Annotated in this window: 14 protein-coding genes and 1 tRNA gene; 12 read left to right on the top strand and 3 right to left on the bottom strand. The window is 46.7% G+C overall.

What is annotated here, in order from left to right:
* Positions 1-55 precede the first annotated feature (55 nt).
* From DIJ65_RS06395 to DIJ65_RS06365, 7 genes are all read left to right on the top strand, one after another.
* The gene (locus DIJ65_RS06395; protein WP_117299898.1) at positions 56-1,708 is read left to right on the top strand and encodes an SWIM zinc finger family protein; all 1,653 of its coding nucleotides are present in this window, start codon (positions 56-58) and stop codon (positions 1,706-1,708) included.
* Between the two features lie 583 nt (positions 1,709-2,291).
* Entirely contained in the window at positions 2,292-3,368 is a 1,077-nt protein-coding gene (locus DIJ65_RS06390; RefSeq protein ID WP_117299899.1) for a Delta(10) desaturase DesB, read from the top strand.
* A 460-nt stretch (positions 3,369-3,828) separates the two neighbouring features.
* Positions 3,829-4,902, top strand: coding sequence for a CdaR family transcriptional regulator (locus DIJ65_RS06385; RefSeq protein ID WP_117299901.1), 1,074 nt, complete (start codon positions 3,829-3,831; stop codon positions 4,900-4,902).
* Positions 4,903-5,026: 124 nt separating this feature from the next.
* A complete protein-coding gene (locus DIJ65_RS06380; RefSeq protein ID WP_117299902.1) occupies positions 5,027-6,154 on the top strand; it encodes a glycerate kinase in 1,128 nt (375 codons plus the stop codon).
* Positions 6,155-6,172: 18 nt separating this feature from the next.
* Positions 6,173-7,534 carry a GntP family permease gene (locus tag DIJ65_RS06375; RefSeq protein ID WP_117299904.1) on the top strand — a complete coding sequence of 454 codons (1,362 nt, stop codon included), beginning with the start codon at positions 6,173-6,175 and terminating at the stop codon, positions 7,532-7,534.
* Between the two features lie 584 nt (positions 7,535-8,118).
* Positions 8,119-10,395 carry an excinuclease ABC subunit UvrA gene (locus DIJ65_RS06370; protein WP_117299906.1) on the top strand — a complete coding sequence of 759 codons (2,277 nt, stop codon included), beginning with the start codon at positions 8,119-8,121 and terminating at the stop codon, positions 10,393-10,395.
* A gap of 39 nt (positions 10,396-10,434) precedes the next feature.
* Positions 10,435-11,337, top strand: a complete 903-nt coding sequence (locus DIJ65_RS06365; protein ID WP_117299908.1) for an acetamidase/formamidase family protein — start codon at positions 10,435-10,437, stop codon at positions 11,335-11,337.
* Here DIJ65_RS06365 and DIJ65_RS06360 read toward each other — a convergent pair.
* Positions 11,334-12,245 carry a calcium/sodium antiporter gene (locus tag DIJ65_RS06360; protein ID WP_117299910.1) on the bottom strand — a complete coding sequence of 304 codons (912 nt, stop codon included), beginning with the start codon at positions 12,243-12,245 and terminating at the stop codon, positions 11,334-11,336. The genes DIJ65_RS06365 and DIJ65_RS06360 overlap by 4 nt on opposite strands.
* A gap of 412 nt (positions 12,246-12,657) precedes the next feature.
* On the opposite strand from DIJ65_RS06360, the gene DIJ65_RS06355 reads away from it, so the two are divergent.
* Entirely contained in the window at positions 12,658-14,067 is a 1,410-nt protein-coding gene (locus DIJ65_RS06355; RefSeq protein ID WP_117299911.1) for a sodium/glutamate symporter, read from the top strand.
* Between the two features lie 125 nt (positions 14,068-14,192).
* On the opposite strand, the gene DIJ65_RS06350 is transcribed toward DIJ65_RS06355, so the two are convergent.
* Positions 14,193-15,239, bottom strand: a complete 1,047-nt coding sequence (locus DIJ65_RS06350; protein WP_117300075.1) for an FUSC family protein — start codon at positions 15,237-15,239, stop codon at positions 14,193-14,195.
* Positions 15,240-15,425: 186 nt separating this feature from the next.
* On the opposite strand from DIJ65_RS06350, the gene DIJ65_RS06345 reads away from it, so the two are divergent.
* Positions 15,426-15,509 (top strand) — tRNA-Leu (locus DIJ65_RS06345).
* A gap of 84 nt (positions 15,510-15,593) precedes the next feature.
* Here the strand turns inward: DIJ65_RS06345 and DIJ65_RS06340 are convergent.
* A complete protein-coding gene (locus DIJ65_RS06340; protein WP_117299913.1) occupies positions 15,594-15,971 on the bottom strand; it encodes a YidH family protein in 378 nt (125 codons plus the stop codon).
* Between the two features lie 212 nt (positions 15,972-16,183).
* Here DIJ65_RS06340 and DIJ65_RS06335 point away from each other — a divergent pair, with 212 nt between their 5' ends.
* From DIJ65_RS06335 to DIJ65_RS06330, 3 genes are all read left to right on the top strand, one after another.
* Positions 16,184-16,846: a Type 1 glutamine amidotransferase-like domain-containing protein gene (locus DIJ65_RS06335; RefSeq protein WP_117299915.1), complete on the top strand. Its 663-nt coding sequence runs from the start codon at positions 16,184-16,186 to the stop codon at positions 16,844-16,846.
* A 206-nt stretch (positions 16,847-17,052) separates the two neighbouring features.
* Positions 17,053-17,211, top strand: coding sequence for a hypothetical protein (locus DIJ65_RS16275; protein ID WP_185959500.1), 159 nt, complete (start codon positions 17,053-17,055; stop codon positions 17,209-17,211).
* Positions 17,208-17,417 (top strand): hypothetical protein, encoded by a 210-nt coding sequence (locus DIJ65_RS06330; protein WP_117299916.1) that lies wholly within the window; start codon positions 17,208-17,210, stop codon positions 17,415-17,417. The genes DIJ65_RS16275 and DIJ65_RS06330 overlap by 4 nt, the downstream gene beginning before the upstream one ends.
* The last annotated feature ends 151 nt before the right edge of the window (positions 17,418-17,568 follow it).

Genomic DNA, 17,568 nt, shown 5'->3' with positions numbered 1-17,568 from the left:
CTTCCTATTCAACCCAAAACCTCCGCAGGTTATAATCAACCCAGGGGGAATTCTCATGAACTTACGCAATCTGAAAACAACCGTGCCGGTGAAGCTTTATAACCGCGGCCTGGATTATTTTGAGCAGAATTTTGTAGAGCAGCTGGCAGAAGTTGCGCCGAATCGGTGGAACGCGATTGTAGCGGGCACGCGGGATTACGAGGTGGCGGTCAATTTGGCGAAAGACGGGACGATTTTGGGTTCTTACTGCACCTGCCCATTCGAATCGGATTCGCTGTGCAAGCATGAAGTGGCGGTGTGCCTGGCGATTCGTGAAACTAAAAAAGAGAACGGTTCGGCGGCAGTGGATGTGCTGGCGCAATTAAAGGCGCTGAAAAAAGCAGAGCTGCTGGAAATCCTGGAGGAGCTCATCAAGAAGCAGCCAGCCGTCCATCTCCATTTGACGGAGAAATTCGCGAATCCTGATGGGATGGATGAAGAAAAGGCGAGGCGGATTATCCGGAAATCGGCAAGCCGGGCAAGCCGTGGAGAATTTATCGAATGGGACCGGACGGATTTGGCGCTCGAAGGGCCAGAGGAAGTTCTGGAATTTATCGATGGTCTGAATGTGGAGCAAGATGCTGAAAAGATGATTCGGCTGAGCCTTATTGTCATTGAAGAATGTACGGAAATGCTCCAGATGGCGGATGATTCGGCAGGTGATATCAGTTCAGCGGTCTATGAGGGCCTGGCCAATATCGACGAGGTGCTTGCTGAATGGCCGGTAGAACTGGATGAAATGACTGTCGACCACATGCTTGAACTGCTCTATCCGCATATCCTGTTCAATTTGGAGCAGGACATTACGGATGCTGCGGGTGATTTATTGGCATCTGTGCTGCAATGGAATGAACGGGGCGACTTTTCAGACAAGTTTTATGATTTTATTGAAAAACTGATTAGCAGCAATGAAATGCGAGATAAATCTTACGATTACGAAGAAGAACAATTCCGCAGACACCAGCTGGCGATTTTGCAGCAGCGCGGAGATCGGGAAGCGGTTGAAGCGTTCTATGTGAAGCATCACCACAAGCCCGAAATTCGCAAAGCGCAAGTCCAGCAGGTGCTGGATGCAGGTGAATTTGAGCGGGTGATCCGGTTGTGTGATGAGTCGGAACTGTTGGATGCCAAGCTCGCAGGACTGGTGTATGAATGGAAGAAGCTTCGCTTTACAGCTTATGAAAAAATGGGCAAGACGGAAGAGATGATTGGCCTAGGCTTCGAGTTCGCGGTACGCGGAGAAGAAGAGTATTACTACAAGCTGAAGAGTCTCGTGTCTGCGGAGCAATGGCCGGAGACGCAGAACAGGTTGTTGGGAGAGATGAAATCGGGCTTGCTGAGCCGTTCGCTTTATGTCAGGATTCTGATTGAAGAGAAAAAATTCGAAGAGATGCTTGAGTATTGCCGCGTCAATCCCCATGAAATCGAATATCTGTATAAGTATCTGCTGGCCGATTATCCGCATGAAGTGAATGAGTTGTATACGGCCTATATTTATCGCCTGATTGAACGAGCTTCAAACCGCAAGGCCTACTGGAGTGCCTGCCAAATGATCAAAGGTTTTAAAGAGGCTCTTGGTGCGGAAGCGGCGGCCGGATTGATTGACGAGCTGAAGTTCATGTATCCGAAGCGGACAGCGTTGTTGGATGAGTTGGGGAAGATTAATTAGAAAGGAGCAGCACCTGTGATTTCGCGGGAGCTGCTCTATTTTATCTGCAGTGTTTTGCTCTTGGACAGTAAATGAAGGGTGATTTGGGGGCTGAAATAGCTGAGTGATCATAGAAAGCCGATTACTGCTCATAGAACTTGGAAAACCGCTCATAGTAAAAATAGCTTCCCAGGAAAAGAAACAATTTTAAATGATTTTCTAAATCGGCGTCAGTTGAATACCAAAGAACATCCAAGCCCAGGAATGCAACGTTCCTGGAGTTGGATGTTCTTTTTTTTATGCAAAAGGGGACTTGTCACGAATTGTGCCCAGGTGTCTGCAGCCATATGATACCGGGAATTTAATAAAGAAGAGGAGATGAAAACATTATGAATTTGTAGGGTTAACCTTTATAGTGGAGCAACGCGCGAAAATACAAATACGAATGTGAATTTTTAGTTTGGATGGTTCGTGCGCCAAATCGCTGCTTCTGCTCCTCGGTCGCTTAGGACAAGGCTTTCGTATTAAGCCGGGAATAACACTCGTCTTATCGCGTCTGATTGTTAAGAAAGAAGAAATTTTGTATGTTAATTGGAGGAGAAGTATGGATAAAGGATTTCACTCGTTTGGCTGGTACGCGTCTAAAGTATCGCCGCATCTGCCCAAAAAAGCATTTAAACCAGTTCCAGGGCGTCTGCTTGGAGGGCTGGCTTATTTAATGATTACAATAGCAGGGATGTTTGCTATTGGTGTTTATGATTTACCTTTTCTTGCGAACATAGCCATTGCTGTTGTAATTGGCACAAGCTTTGCCTCGATGGGATTCCTGGGCCATGAAATTTTACATGGAACGGTCGTGAAAAAAGTCGGGTTGCGTAATTTTCTGGGAGCTGTTTTCTTTTTCCCTCTTCTAACTGGACCCAGACTGTGGCGTAAATGGCATAATATGACCCATCACGTTCACACGCAAGATGAAGAAAAAGATCCGGATGCCTGGTTAACAAAAGAACAATTAGACAAAAAGCCCGCATTAAAGATTATTTACCGATTGCCATTTTCAGTACGGGCATTTTTTGAGTTTTTCTCTTTAAGTTTCACGTTCACGTTGCACTCTGTCAGAATGTTTTTCGCGTATGTTAAAGAGTTTAAGCCTGAAAACCGATTGGCTGTTTGGATACAGTTTTTACTGCCGTGGGTTGCCTGGACAGGATTAGTTTTCTTCGTGGGAATAACAAACTGGGTATTTATGTTTTTGATTCCCCATTTAATTGCGAATACAATTGTAATGGCGTACATATCGACTAACCATCGGCTGAATCCACAGGTTCCGGTAAATGATCCACTCGCGAACACATTATCGGTGACGGTTCCAAAATGGATTGACGTTTTACATTTTAATTTTTCTTACCATACAGAGCATCATCTATTTCCAAGTATGAGCTCTAAGTATTATCCTTTGGTGAAGGGGCATATAAAGGATAAATGGCCCGGTCTTTATCATGAAATGCCCATGTCGAATGCTTTAGTAGCGTTGTGGAAGACTCCCAGGGTTTATTACAATGGGACAGAATTAATTGATCCCCGGGCAGAGTTGGTCTACGGCTCACTCGGCAATGGTCTTGATCCCCAGGCAATTGAGCCGCGATCAATGGATCGTGAAGACGGAATAAAACAAGCTTAAAAAGTTCTGAGGGGCGTGTCTGTTATGCAGACACGCCCCTTTTTTCGGCTGACAGCAGGGTGTGGATCATTGATAACAAAGTCATCGGGAAGGATGCTCTTTATCAGACTGCCAGCAGATGGGGTCCGTTCAGTGTCAAATACCATGGGGAGCGACAAATTCAGTTTCCGGCCCGGCCGTTTTAAAATCCGCTCATCTTAAATACAATAGATTCAAACAAGCTTGAGGGCATTCATGTAATCCCATTATTTTTCTGTTTCCCTGAAAATTGCTTACCCAGGAAAGAAGCTCTTATGGTATACATGTCTTAGCTATTAAAAAAACAATTCTGGCTATGGCTGTTATGCAACTGTGCCTCTCTCAGGGAAGCAAATTTCATAGCTCTTCTATTACCAAAGAATCGGTTCAGTAGCGCCGGGTGCTTTGATTCTTGCAGAGATAAAAGAAAGGCGGGAACGAAATGAAAATTAATCAGGAGTTAGGCCAGGAGATTGTCAGACGGTTAGCAGAATATATCGATGTGGACATTAACATTATGGATCTCGATGGTCGAATTGTTGCCAGTACCGATCCCTTACGGATAAATGAGCGTCACAGCGGCGCCATTCAGGTGATTGAAACTGGTGAACCGCTTATGCTAAATAAAGAAACTCATCGACATTACATAGGAACAAAACCGGGTGTTAATTTGCCGATCATTCACCAAAACCGTATGAACGGAGTTGTAGGTGTCAGTGGAGAACCGGAAGATATACTGCGAATTACCGGCCTTATCCGTGTCTCTGTTGAAATAGTATTGGAGCAGATTTACATCAGGCAGCAGGAATTTTATAAAGAAAGACAGTGGATAACCTGGTTTCATCAATTGATGGAACCGGCGGGATACGATGAGGTGAAACTAAGAGAAGAAGCGCAGTACTGGTCGAACAGCGGTATTGATATAGCATGGAGAGTTCTGGTCATAGCAAATGCCAATGCACAGGATGCTTTCGAGGAAGTCGGGCGCAAACTTGCTGATGCCGGTCTTAGGCTGTTATTTGCACTCCCTTTTGCGGACGAGGAAATGATAATCATTACTTCTTCACCGCTTATGCAAATTATGGGGTGGGCAGAACAGCTGGACATACAGAGTGGCCGGCTGGGAGTTGGAGAAGAAGGGAAAGGATTGGCTGGTATCCAGAAATCGTATAAGCAAGCTAAGCAGGCATTAGCCTTTAATAAGAGCCAGGACAAAATCACTTATAGCAGTGACTGGTATCTTAAGCGGCTTGCAGTCGCTGTACCGGATGAAGAATTCATCAGTATCTGTGCTGTATACGAGGAGCGGCTGCACGCACTCGGTCCACTTTATATTCAAACGCTCACTTGTTATTTTGCAATGGATTTTTCCGTCAAAGAGACAGCCAAAGCACTGCATATCCACCGGAACACCCTGCAGTATCGCCTGGAACAGCTAAAAGAAAAAGTCGGATTGCAACCCCGGGTTTTTTACGATGCTTTTATCCTTCAGTTAATTCTGCAACGTATGGAGTGAGAAACTGTGCAGGTGCACAAAAATTCGGAGATATGTATAGAAAATTTCATTAATTCAGCCAATTGAAAGCGTTATCATTTTCCGTTTAAATTAAGTCAATGACAATTGGAAAAGGAGGCATTATATGAAAATAGTTATTGCTCCGGACTCATTTAAAGGCAGCCTGTCTGCGGCAGAAGCTGCTAGGGCGATGGCCAGAGCAATCCTTCAAGTAGATGGAGGAAACAAAGTCGTTTTAAAGCCGATGGCAGATGGAGGAGAGGGCACGATGGAAGCTCTCTTGACTGCACAAGCCGGTAAACGAATTCCGGTCACTTGCACAGGACCGCTCGGCGAAACAATTGACACATACTATGCGCGAATTGGAACGGATACAGCCATTATCGAAAATGCCAGTATCGCTGGACTTGTTCAAGTGCCGGAAGACTCTCGAAACCCGGATTTCACAACAACTTTCGGAATCGGGGAAGTAATAAAAGATGCTCTTGACCAAAATTGTACAACGTTCATTGTAGGACTCGGTGGAAGCGCAACAAATGATGGCGGTTTGGGTATGCTCATGGCTCTCGGGTTGGAAGCTTGGGACGAGCAGGGCAATAAGCTCGGTGCATATGGCTCTGATTTATTGAAAGTGGACAAGATCAGCGTAGAAAAGCTGGATTCCCGTCTCGCTTCCGTTACTATCCGTGTAGCAAGTGATGTAAACAATCCACTATGCGGTCCATTGGGTGCAACCTACATCTACGGACCTCAAAAAGGCATTATGGGAAGTCAGTTGGGGCAGTATGACAAAGCGATGCGAAGATACGGCAGGCTCATTGAGGCGGAGCTGAACCGGGATTTTCAAGATCAACAAGGCGCTGGTGCAGCAGGCGGGCTTGGCTTTGCTTTCCTGGCTATCGGTGCGGAACTCGTATCGGGTGCACAACTAATGGCGAGTGCAATTGAAGTGGAAAATGAGATTCTGGATGCTTCGCTTGTGTTAACGGGAGAAGGGCAAAGTGATGAGCAGACACTTTATGGAAAAGCACCAGGACACATTGCCGAATTAGCACAGAAACACAATGTGCCGGTTATTTTGATATCCGGTAGCCTTGGGGGAGACATGGAGAAATTGCAAAAAAAGTTTACAGGCTGCTTTTCCATTGTGAATAAACCAATGTCACTTCAGGAGTGCATGACCAATGCAGATGCATTGCTTACGGAGCAAACAAAACAAGTTTTCAGAGTGATAAAAGGAATTTACCACTAAAAAAGGAGAGTGAAAAAAGTGGAAGGGTTAGGTCTTGTTTTACTTATTACAGCAGGTGTTCTTTTCGTTATATTCGCGACAGCGAAACTGAAGCTTCATCCGTTCTTATCGTTAATTATTGCTTCGTTTGGTATTGGAATATTTGCAGGTCTACCGCTTGCTGTCGTAGTAGAATCAGTTAATACCGGCTTCGGTGGACTTATGGGTGGAATTGGACTTGTCATCATTTTCGGTACGTTCATTGGGGTCATCCTTGAAAAATCGGGTGCAGCACTTCGGATGGCAGAAGTGGTACTTCGGGTTATAGGCGAAAAACGTCCACAGCTTGCAATGAGTCTGATTGGAGCAATTGTCAGTATCCCGGTATTTTGTGACTCTGGCTATGTTATTATTTCCTCGCTTAAGAAAGCGCTTGCTAAAAAAGCGAATGTCACAGTTGCATCGATGGCCATCGCGTTGTCAACGGGTCTTTTTGCAACACATACACTTGTGCCCCCAACGCCTGGTCCGGTTGCAGCTGCAGCGAATATTGGAGCTGAGTCTTATTTAGGGACTATCATTTTGATTGGTCTTATTGTGGCTATTCCTGTCGTGGCCATCGGGTACTTCTGGGCAAGAAAAGTGGGACCGACTATACATATTAAAGAAGAAGGAAGTGGATCTTTCGCTGACGATTACGAAAATATCGTAGCGGGATTCGGTGAAATGCCATCAGCTTTCAAATCATTTGCACCGATTCTCATACCAATTCTCCTGATTGGCATGAGCTCTGTTACAACGTTTGCAGGATGGGAAGGGTTGGTTGCCGATATCTTCCTGTTCATGGGTGCCCCGGTCGTAGCTTTGTTGATCGGTCTGCTTTTCGCTTTCTTACTGTTGCCGAGTTATGATGAAGAAACGCTGACTGGCTGGATCACTTTGGGCATAAAAGAAGCAGCGCCAATCCTGTTGATTACGGGAGCCGGCGGTGCATTTGGAACTGTAATCAAAGCGACGGCAGTTGCGGATTTTATCCAAAGTTTCGGTGACAGCGCATTCTTTACCGGTGCATTATTCTTGCTTATTCCGTTCCTGATTGCAGCTGCTCTTAAGACAGCACAGGGATCATCCACTGCAGCCATCGTTATTACGTCCTCACTTGTGGCACCGCTGCTTTTGGAAGTAGGAATTGAGGGCGCGATTCCGCTCGCACTAGTAGTTATGGCAATTGGTGCAGGAGCAATGGTCGTTTCCCACGTTAACGATAGTTATTTCTGGGTCGTAAAGGAATTCAGCGGTATGTCTGTCACTCAAGCTTACAAGGCCCAAACAGCAGCAACTTTGCTGCAGGGAATTGTAGCGATTAGTGTCACGCTTATTCTGTGGATGATTTTAGTTTAAATAATTAATGGAAAATGCCTCCGGCGCTGATTAGCCCGGATGCATTTTTCGTTTCATTTAAATACTAAAGAATATCTTATACCGAGCATAGAATACTCTTAGAGTTGAAGGTGAATTATAGGGATTTTTTGTGAATGGGGCCCCTCCCTGATTGTGAATTTTAGAGCTGCAAAGCGCACTGATTCTGAGTTGATCCCCATGTTTGGTTAGGCCACTTATAAAATCGCCTCCCCACTATAATTAAATAGTTTGAAACTGGAAATGGTTTCGAGGACGATATATCCATCAGAATGACATTCGAAGATTGGCTTCAAAAACCGCGTCCCTGTGACAAACATGATTCAACATATACGATAAACCTGCATAAAAAATCCGTCTCTTTAAATGGAGAGCGGATTTTTTTCATTGATCCTTTTATACACCTTTGTGTGAGCCTACCCCAAACAGGGAACCCATTTACTATATAAAGAATTTTACTTTATAACCTCTTAACGCTGAGAGCAGTATCGTTCACTATAATTTGATTCATTCAACTTATATAGTAGGGTAGTTCCCTGGCTTGATTGGAAAAGGAGAATGCACACATGACCGAAAAACGAGATGAAATCATTTTGCGCGGGCTCCGCGAGAATAATTTAAAGAACATCGATTTGAATATCCCGAAAGAAAAGATCAATGTGTTTACCGGCCTGTCCGGTTCAGGGAAAAGCTCCGTCGTCTTTGATACGCTGGCGACGGAAAGCAGAAGGCAGATGACGCTGAACTATCCGCTGTACATCCGGCACCAGATGCCGAGGTACGAGCGGCCGCACGCCGACCTGATGCAGAACTTGAGCCCCGTGGTCGTCGTGGAACAGAAACCGGTTCGAGGCAATTCGCGCTCGACGGCCGGTACGTATATGGACATTGATCCGTTAATCCGGCTGCTGTTCTCACGGATCGGCAGCCCGCCAATCGGCTCAGCCACCGAGTTTTCGAGTGAAAGTTCGTTCGGCAACTGCCCGGAATGCAGCGGATACGGCGAAATCGTGGTGCCGGATATCAACAAACTCATCGATCACACGAAGTCACTGAGGGACTCCGCAGTGCGATTCAAGCCGTTGGCACCCCCCGGCTGGCAGGGCAGATGGATGGTGGACGGCGGATTGTTCGACCCCGATCTCCCCATCAAAGATTTCACGGAAGAAAAGTATAATCTTCTGGTCTACGGACCGCCGGAAGGCGAGCGGGCATTTGGAACTTATTATTACAAAGTAGGCAAACGGGACATCGAATGGAACGGCCTCCTTCCCAGGTTTATCCGCCTGTACATTAACCGGGACCTCACGAAACTGAAAATAACGTCCCAGGATGACGTGTTGGCGATGACCACAAATACACCGTGCCCGACCTGCGAAGGGTCGGGATTGAACCCGAAAGTGCTGGAATGCAAAATCAACGGGCTCAATATCGCCCAATACGACCGGCTGGAAATGACGGACCTGCTGGATGAACTGGGAAAAATAGAAGACCCGGTCGGCACTTCCATCGCGCAGCAAGCCTATCCGAATGTCAAACAGCTGGTGGATCTTGGCTTGGGCTATTTGAGTCTGGCACGAAAAGTGGGCACGCTGTCCGGCGGCGAAGCGCAGCGCGTGAAAATCGCCCGTCACTTGGGCAGCAGCCTGAACAACATCACCTATATTTTCGATGAACCGAGTGCGGGACTGCATCCGAAAGAAATCGAGATGTTGACGCACATGCTGGAAAGTTTGCGGGACAACTACAATACCGTCGTTGTCATCGAACACAATTTGGCCGTCATCAAAACAGCGGATGAAATCATTGAAATGGGCCCCGGCGCTGGCGTGAGCGGCGGCGAAGTGGTCTACCAGGGCGCACAGGCAGGCTTACAGAAAGAGTCCGCCATCACCGATTTGGCTCATAAAGTCACCGTCAATAAAACCCCGCGACAGGCAGAAGACAGTTTTTCGATCAACAATGCTTCAGCCAACAATTTGAAAAATGTCAGTGTGGACATTCCGAAAAACGCCCTGGTGTCGGTATGCGGCGTTTCGGGTTCCGGCAAGAGTTCGTTGATGTTCGGCGCATTTACCGACAACTATCCGGAAACCATTGCGGTCAGCCAGGGCAGCATCGGAACGTCCAGCCGGTCGACACTTGCAACCTATATGGGGATCATGGACGACATCCGGTCGATTCTGGCCAAAGAAACGGGGCAGCCGGTGGGCTTGTTCAGCTTCAATTCGACGGGAGCCTGTCCGGTCTGCGAAGGCAAAGGCGTAACCACGCCGGATGTGGCTTTTGCGGATCCCGTGACCGTCACGTGCGAAGCCTGCAGAGGGACGCGCTATTCGGATGAAGCCCTGTCGCATCGCCACTTAGGAAAAAATATCGTGGAGATTCTGGAACTGTCGATTGACGAAACCAATCAGTATTTGAAAATGCCGAAAATCGTTAAAAAAGTGGATACCTTAAAAGATGTCGGCTTGGGCTACCTGACACTCGGCCAGACGACCAGTTCGTTGAGCGGCGGCGAAGTGCAGCGCCTCAAACTGGCCAGCCACCTGAAAAAAGAAGGGCAGATCTATTTGTTGGATGAACCGTCGTTAGGGTTGCACACCAAAGACAACGCGCACCTGCTGGACGTTTTCCAGGGGCTTGTCGACAAAGGCAATTCGGTCATCCTCATCGAGCACAATCTGAACTTTATCGCTGCGAGCGACTGGGTTATCGAAATGGGCCCAGGCGGCGGAAAAAGGGGCGGAGAAGTCCTGTTTGAAGGCACACCGGAACGGATGCTCCAGTCGGACACATTGACGGCGAAGTGGCTGAGGAAAGGTGTGAAGGGGGAGTTTTAATTAATCGCTTAGAAATAACGTTAAAAAGGATGATAACTGATGAAGCATTTTCCAAGCAACCGAACAATCACTTATTTTTCGAGTCAGAACCAGCCCGCTTATTTTGCGGAATTGGGTGAAGTCGTGGAGATCGAAACAAATGACTGTTATGACGGCCAAGTGAAAACCGAGGAAACTCACCGCGAAGATTTTGACAGGAGCCGGTTGAATCCTGCGACTGGCCCCATCTACATCAACGGCATGCAAAAGGGAGATACCTTGTGCGTGGAAGTACTGGACATTAAAACGGGCGATTACGGAATCATGATGGCTGCACCGGGTCTGGGGCCATTAGGGAATTCCGTTTCCAACTCTTCGACAAAAATTCTGCCGATTTACGAAGACCATGTGGAGTTCAATGAAACAATCAAGATTCCCCTGCAGCCGATGATCGGGGTAGCCGGTGTTGCTCCGGAAGAAGGAGAAGTTTCAACGGCGCTCCCAGGGACCCACGGCGGCAACCTGGACACAAAAGACATTAAAGCCGGCAATAAATTATACTTGCCTGTTTTTACCGAAGGGGCATTAGCTGCCTTTGGCGATTTGCATGCGGCCATGGGCGACGGGGAATTGAGCGGAACCGGCATTGAAACAAGCGGTGTCATCAAGGTGCGGTTTACGAAAGTTCCTTTCATTATAGAGAATCCGGTGGTTGAAGATGAGAAGTTCTTCTACTTCATCGCTTCCGCCGATACTTACGAACAGGCCATTCATACGGCCCTGCTTCAGACAACAAACCAGTTGGCAAGCTGGCTGGATTTTTCGTTTGAGGACAGCTACCGTGTATTGAGTGCAGTATGTGATCTGAAATTCAGTCAGATTGTCAATGAGCTTGTCACCGTGAGAGTAGCAGTTCCCAAATCGTTGCTTCCTGAGTCTGTTTATTCGGAACAGCGATATTAACTGCGTTCTACAAATTTTCTCTCAGCGAAAGAAACAATTCTGAACGATAGTAATGGGACGGAAACTAAAATGCCCGCATTTCCTGTTATGTGACAAGGAATGCGGGCATTTTCTGTTTTCATATCAACTTTATTTCTATTCGTTAGTTCCTTAAAATAATATAAACAACGTACGATAATATTTCCTAAAGCAATCTCGACCTGTTTCTTCAAAGCCGCGGTTATGGAGGTGACGAGCTCGGGAAGTGAAGTTCCCACAGCAACTATTGTCAAACCGACCAAGGTCTCACTCATTCCAAGGGAAAGGGCGATCTGAATGCTGTTTTCTACAACGAGGTTACCACCGAATACGATGGCAGCAAGTCCTCCGATTGTCAGGAGCGAATTTTTCATCTTGGAGACGTTCTCGATATCAGGGGGAGTCGCTTCGATGTTCAGCCGATCTTTCCTTGCGACTTCAAAGATATAGTAAAGGAAAATCGCAAAGAACAGGAGCAGCATAATGCCTTCCGTTCTTGTGATGAGGTTGCTGTCTCCGGATCCGAGTTGGATATCGCTGATCAGCAGCAGCAATGCAACGGAGCCCAGCAAGGCGAAGGGAATTTCTTTCCGTATGGTTTCGCTCTGAACCAGCAACGGGAAAACCAGGGCGGTCACCCCTAAGATGAACGTGATATTAAAGATGTTACTGCCGACTACATTTCCGACAGCTACAGCGCTGTTTCCTTCGAAAGCGGCGATAAAACTGACCGACGCTTCCGGTGCACTTGTACCGAAAGCGACAATCGTCAAGCCGATCAATAAGGGGGAAACCCTCAAGCTTTGCGCTATTTTTGAAGCACCTTCAACAAAATAATCAGCTCCTTTGATCAAAAGAGCGAATCCTACTAATAATAAGAGATAAGTCATGGGTGGTTCACTTCCTTCATATATTGTACTGATGTCTAGCGGCTCATTCCGTTTGCCGTGAAGAGAAGTAACTCTCCTCTTCTCTATGCTAATACCCTTCGAAACATGAGAGAAACCATAAGGAGCCGCCACCCTGTGACAACCCTTATTCCGATTATACAAAAAAATATATGAAGAACCAGTTGGATTCAATAAGGGGACGGATTCTTCAGGTGTTTTCATGTGGATGAAGAAAAAGCTGTGCTGTTTGTGGTTTCCGATAATACACAATTCATGGTGGGTAATACACTATAATTTATACTTCACAATAGCTGGTAATTTAATGTTTTTCCTCCTAAAACATAGGGAAGAGGTTTATAAATTTAAAATACGATATACAGGTCAAAGGTTGCTTGTTTAGGAGGGTTATGTGATGTCGCCAGAGATGGTAGGGTTCAGCATATTACTGATCGGTATTTTACTGTTGATAGGGAAATGGATTCGTGTAAGTTTTTCTGTTTTTCAAAAATATTTCCTGCCAAGTTCAATTATCGCCGGGTTTATCGGCTTATTTCTGGGCCCTGAAGTATTAGGGGCCGTAGTGAGTCTCTTCACCAACGGATCGACTCCTGTTTCAAATGGACTTTTTCCCGAGAGGGTGCTCGAATCCTGGTCTGCTTTTCCGGGTTTGCTGATCAGTGTTATTTTTGCGAGTCTGTTTTTAGGAAAAAAGATTCCCAACATAAAAGAGATTTGGCTGTTGGCCGGTCCCCAGGTTTCCTTTGGCCAAACAGCAGCTTGGGGACAATATGTCTTTGGCCTTCTTTTGGCGCTCCTGGTATTAGCTCCTTTTTTCGGCATGAATCCGATGGCCGGAGCATTAATCGAAATTGGATTTGAAGGCGGACACGGAACAAGTGCGGGTTTGGCGGGCACTTTTCAGGAGTTGGGGTTCAGCGAAGGCGCTGACCTGGCCATCGGATTAGCTACTGTAGGGGTGGTTTCAGGAGTTGTATTTGGAATCATCTTAATCAATTGGGGCGTGAAAAAGGACAAAGCGAAGGTCTTGGATAACCCGAATGACCTTCCGGAAAATAAACTTCGAGGCATTACAGAACCCGAAGAGCGTCCGGCTGCAGGTGAAATGACGACAGAACCTGAGTCGATTGAACCTCTGGCCTTGCATGTCGCAGTAGTGGGAGTAGCCATTCTGATCGGCAAGGTTCTGCTGGAAGGGCTTATCTATTTAGAATCGGTCACTTGGGGAGCATGGACAGAAACCGAGATTATGGCCTATTTACCTTTGTTTCCCTTAGCGATGATCGGCGGTGTCCTGCTCCAACTCCTTTTGGATAAGTATGATAAGTACAAACTCGTCAACCGGGGAATGGTGTTGCGCATTCAAGGATTTGCTTTGGATTTCCTGATTGTCAGTGCATTGGCCACTTTATCTTTAACGGTAATCGGTAACAATCTGACTCCATTTTTACTGTTGGCTGCAACAGGAATTGCCTGGAATACCGTAGCATTTGTCTTTCTGGCACCCCGCATGATTCCCGACTACTGGTTCGAGCGCGGAATTGGGGATTACGGACAGTCCATGGGAATGACTGCCGCAGGGTTGATGCTCATCCGGATTGCGGATTCGAAAGACAAATCCAAAGCATTGGAAGCATTCGGTTACAAACAGTTGATGTTTGAACCCGTTGTGGGAGGGGGATTATTCACTGCAGCTTCACTGCCCCTCATCTCGCAATTCGGGATCGTACCTGTCTTGATCTTTTGTTCAGCTCTTATGCTGGTATGGATTGGAATCGGCATATTTTATTTTGGGAAAAAATAAATTCCCTCCCATCTTTACTCAATAATTTGCTCATTCCGCTCCAGATTGTTTTAGCCGATCGGGAACTATTAAACGGCCGTGGCGGAAACAATACTGTTTCCGCCACGGCCGTTTTCTTAATGTTTTCACATCTCTGCCTCCCGCGCCGCCTTCACACTATTCGGATCGAAAAACTTATCGACCAAATCATAAATGGTGATGAGCTCGTACAGAATCCTGAACTCCGGCGGGAACAGGGTAGGGTGCAGGGCGTCGCTGGTCGATACGACTTTGCTGTCTTCCCAGAAGAAGTCGGTGATGATCTTTAACTGGTGCTGATGGGTTTCATGGTCGTATTCAACGGAATTCTGCAGGTCGTGGGCCAGTTCCGTGACGGCCTGCATGATGATATTGCGCTCGGCCGGTGACCACTTGATGCTCTGGAACGGGATGCGGAGCAGCGCATCCAGATGGAACTCGAGGTTATGTAAGAACTGCAATTGCCGTTCCGCCATGCGAAGCCCGGTTTCCCGGTCGCGGACCCAGGGGTACAAACTGAATTCATCCCGTTGGAAATGGATCAATTTCTCTGTCTTCCTGACTTCCGTCGTCAACCGCTTCACAAGATCCCGGTCTTCCTGAAGGTTCGCATCGCCGTCAAACAGGATCGTGTGGAATGTGTGTTCCAGCATCGTTCCGGCACGTTCACTGATGCTTTGGATGCTTTTCAGAATGTCTCTCTGATAGTTGGGCGGGAAAACGAGCATGTTGACAGCGATGGACACGAGCAGGCCGATCGTCGTCGTCCCCAGCCGTATGAAGAACGCGATCAGGAAATGATCGTGGATGACTTCGACCATCGCGACGGCTGTCAAAGTGGCCACGAGCAGACCGGCATGCAGATTAAGCCGGTAACAGACCAGAATCGTGGCGACGGCAGCGAGTGTATAGGTGATCGGGGCATTCTCGAATAGCGTGATAAAGAACACAGCAAATGCAGAACCGATGGCAGAAGCCGGGAACCGGACAAGTCCCTTTTTGATCGAGTCGCTGACCGTGGGCTCAATCGTCACAATAGCCGTGATGACCGCGAATACCGGCGGCCAGTTCAGCCATACACAGATCGTGGCGGTTATAAATATGGCCAGTCCTGTTTTCAGGATTCTGCTGCCGTTGAATTGGAAGGATCGCATCATCTTTGGATCAACTTCTCCTTTATGTCGTATTTCCACTCTCGAGTATATCACCCATCGCTCCCCGGGCTCTACGAAAATTTAAAATTAGAAAATCGGTCGATTCATTCAAAAACATTCCAGTTGACTTTTTGTCTCATCAAAGGCAAAATATTTATTGTTCACAGTCTTCAGCATAACGACCTTGCGGATGTGGCGGAATTGGCAGACGCGCTAGATTCAGGGTCTAGTGGTGGCAACACCGTGGGGGTTCGAGTCCCTTCATCCGCATCAATGGTAAAGAAGAAAATCAGCTCCCGGCCGGGAGCTGATTTTTTTTGCGTTGCTATTGAAAAAGACGAGCGGTCTCTGCCGCTACATGATCATGAAAAAGTAGATGATTACCATGATGATCATGATGGCGAGCATGGAAGAAATTAAGGATATGTGCAAGTTTGACGGATAAAAGGTTTCATTGATGATCTGTTGCCTTTTTTTCTTGTAGTTCTGGGTGGCGGAAAAGATGATGGTCAGCCCGAAAATACAAGAGAAAATCCCCAGGGTGATGGTGAAGATATCGACAAACTGGTTGCGGATGATCCCCATGGTGAAGTGGAGGCTGGTCGCCAGGAAGCCGACACCGACAATGGAAATGCCCGTCCGGATCCACGCAAGATACGTGCGTTCGTTTGCAAGATGCTGCTGCGTGTAGAGCAGCTGATTTTTTGGTATGGGACGTGAACGCCGAGCCATCGATTCTGCTCCTTTCGTTGCCATTCATTCTATAATTGTGCCACTGAGCCATTATTTATGCAAGAGCGGCAAATGCAGAGGCACCCGTCACGAGGGGAAGCTCAAGCTCCGTTGGAGTTTAGTGGATTTCCGGCGTTAAAAGGAATATTCTCCCTCTATGTAGAATCTTTTTTACAGTGGAACGTTATTTATAGTCTGATGCGGAGGTACATATGAAAACTTATTATTATTTAGGCTGGTTCAGCAATTTCTTCCCGGAACAATTGGGAAGGGCCATACAGGAAGATATAACGGATAGAGCATCGCTTGTGATGATCAGTGCGAATCCAAGGGGTGAAGAAGAGGAGGGGGCTGCGGAACTTTCGTGGCTCCATGAAGCTGGCATTACATTTAAAGAAGTTCATGTGATCGATTACAGGATGCAGAAGGAGGGTGCCCATAGGTTGCTTCACAATGCTTCCGTCATATTCCTGCTGGGTGGAGATACGCTGGAACAGAATGCCTTTTTGAAGGAATACGAACTGGGTGAAGGGATTAAAAGGAGCCCGGCCGTTGTGATGGGAGCCAGCGCTGGTGCGATTAATATGTCGGCGAAATGGCTGGCCTCCAGAAACTTTGGATACGATGTTGAGGAAAGTACTGTCTGCGAGGGCATTGGCCTTCATAATTTTTCGGTCCTGTCCCACTTTGACCTGGAGAATAACATGGCGCGGGTTCAGGACGAACTGGCTCTCTTATCGGAGGAAATGGATATTTACGCGTCGAACAAGGATTGCGCGCTGCGTGTAAAGGGAGACCAAATCGACATTTTTGGCGATGTCTATTTGATGTCCCGATCTGAGATCAGGAAATTGGATGAGACGCTTCAGGCGTAAAAGGCACATGAAGAACCTGAGAATCCGTGAAGGGTAGGCATTCTTAATGGTTGCACCAATAAAAAATTAAAAGTATTTTCTGTATATAGCTGTGATAAACTGGATGAAGAGTTTCTCAGGAACTATACTCAAACTCACGTGGCGGAATAGTTGACGAATAAATGATTTAAGAGAAATTGTCTTGAAGTATTAAATAGGGGGATTACATGGAGATTTTCGCGCTTGTGGGGTTCATTTTTGGAATGGCAGGATTTTCTTTCGGACTTGTCGGTTTTACGACAGCGTTAAACAGCATCAGAAATTTTAAAGAACTTGAAAAAAGAGTTGTTGAATTAGAGGGAAAACCGCAAAGTGTTACTGAGTGATCGGAGTACGTTCCGTCAGTATCCCGAAAAAATATATCAATGACGACCCAGTTCAATATGAACTGGGTTATTTTATTGCAAAACAAAATGTGCTGTTTCTTTCAGACGATGGAGCTCATCCATTTGCCTTCGGAGACATGGCTCTATCTGTCGCTGCTCCCTGGAAAGCAGTGGGGACTGATGATTTCAGGGTGAAAAATGGCTGAGTGATCATAGAACATAAAAAACCGCTCATTGAAACCCGAAAACCGCTCATAGAAATTTGGCACCGTATTAACGCCCCGTTACCAGGAGGTTCCGGGCGATGGCGTTTTAATCTTTAACAGTAATGCGCATATGAATTTCTGTTAGAACAAA

The sequence above is a fragment of the Planococcus salinarum genome, from assembly GCF_007004625.1.
GTDB lineage: Bacteria > Bacillota > Bacilli > Bacillales_A > Planococcaceae > Planococcus > Planococcus salinarum.
This window is presented reverse-complemented; position numbering and strand designations above follow the sequence as displayed.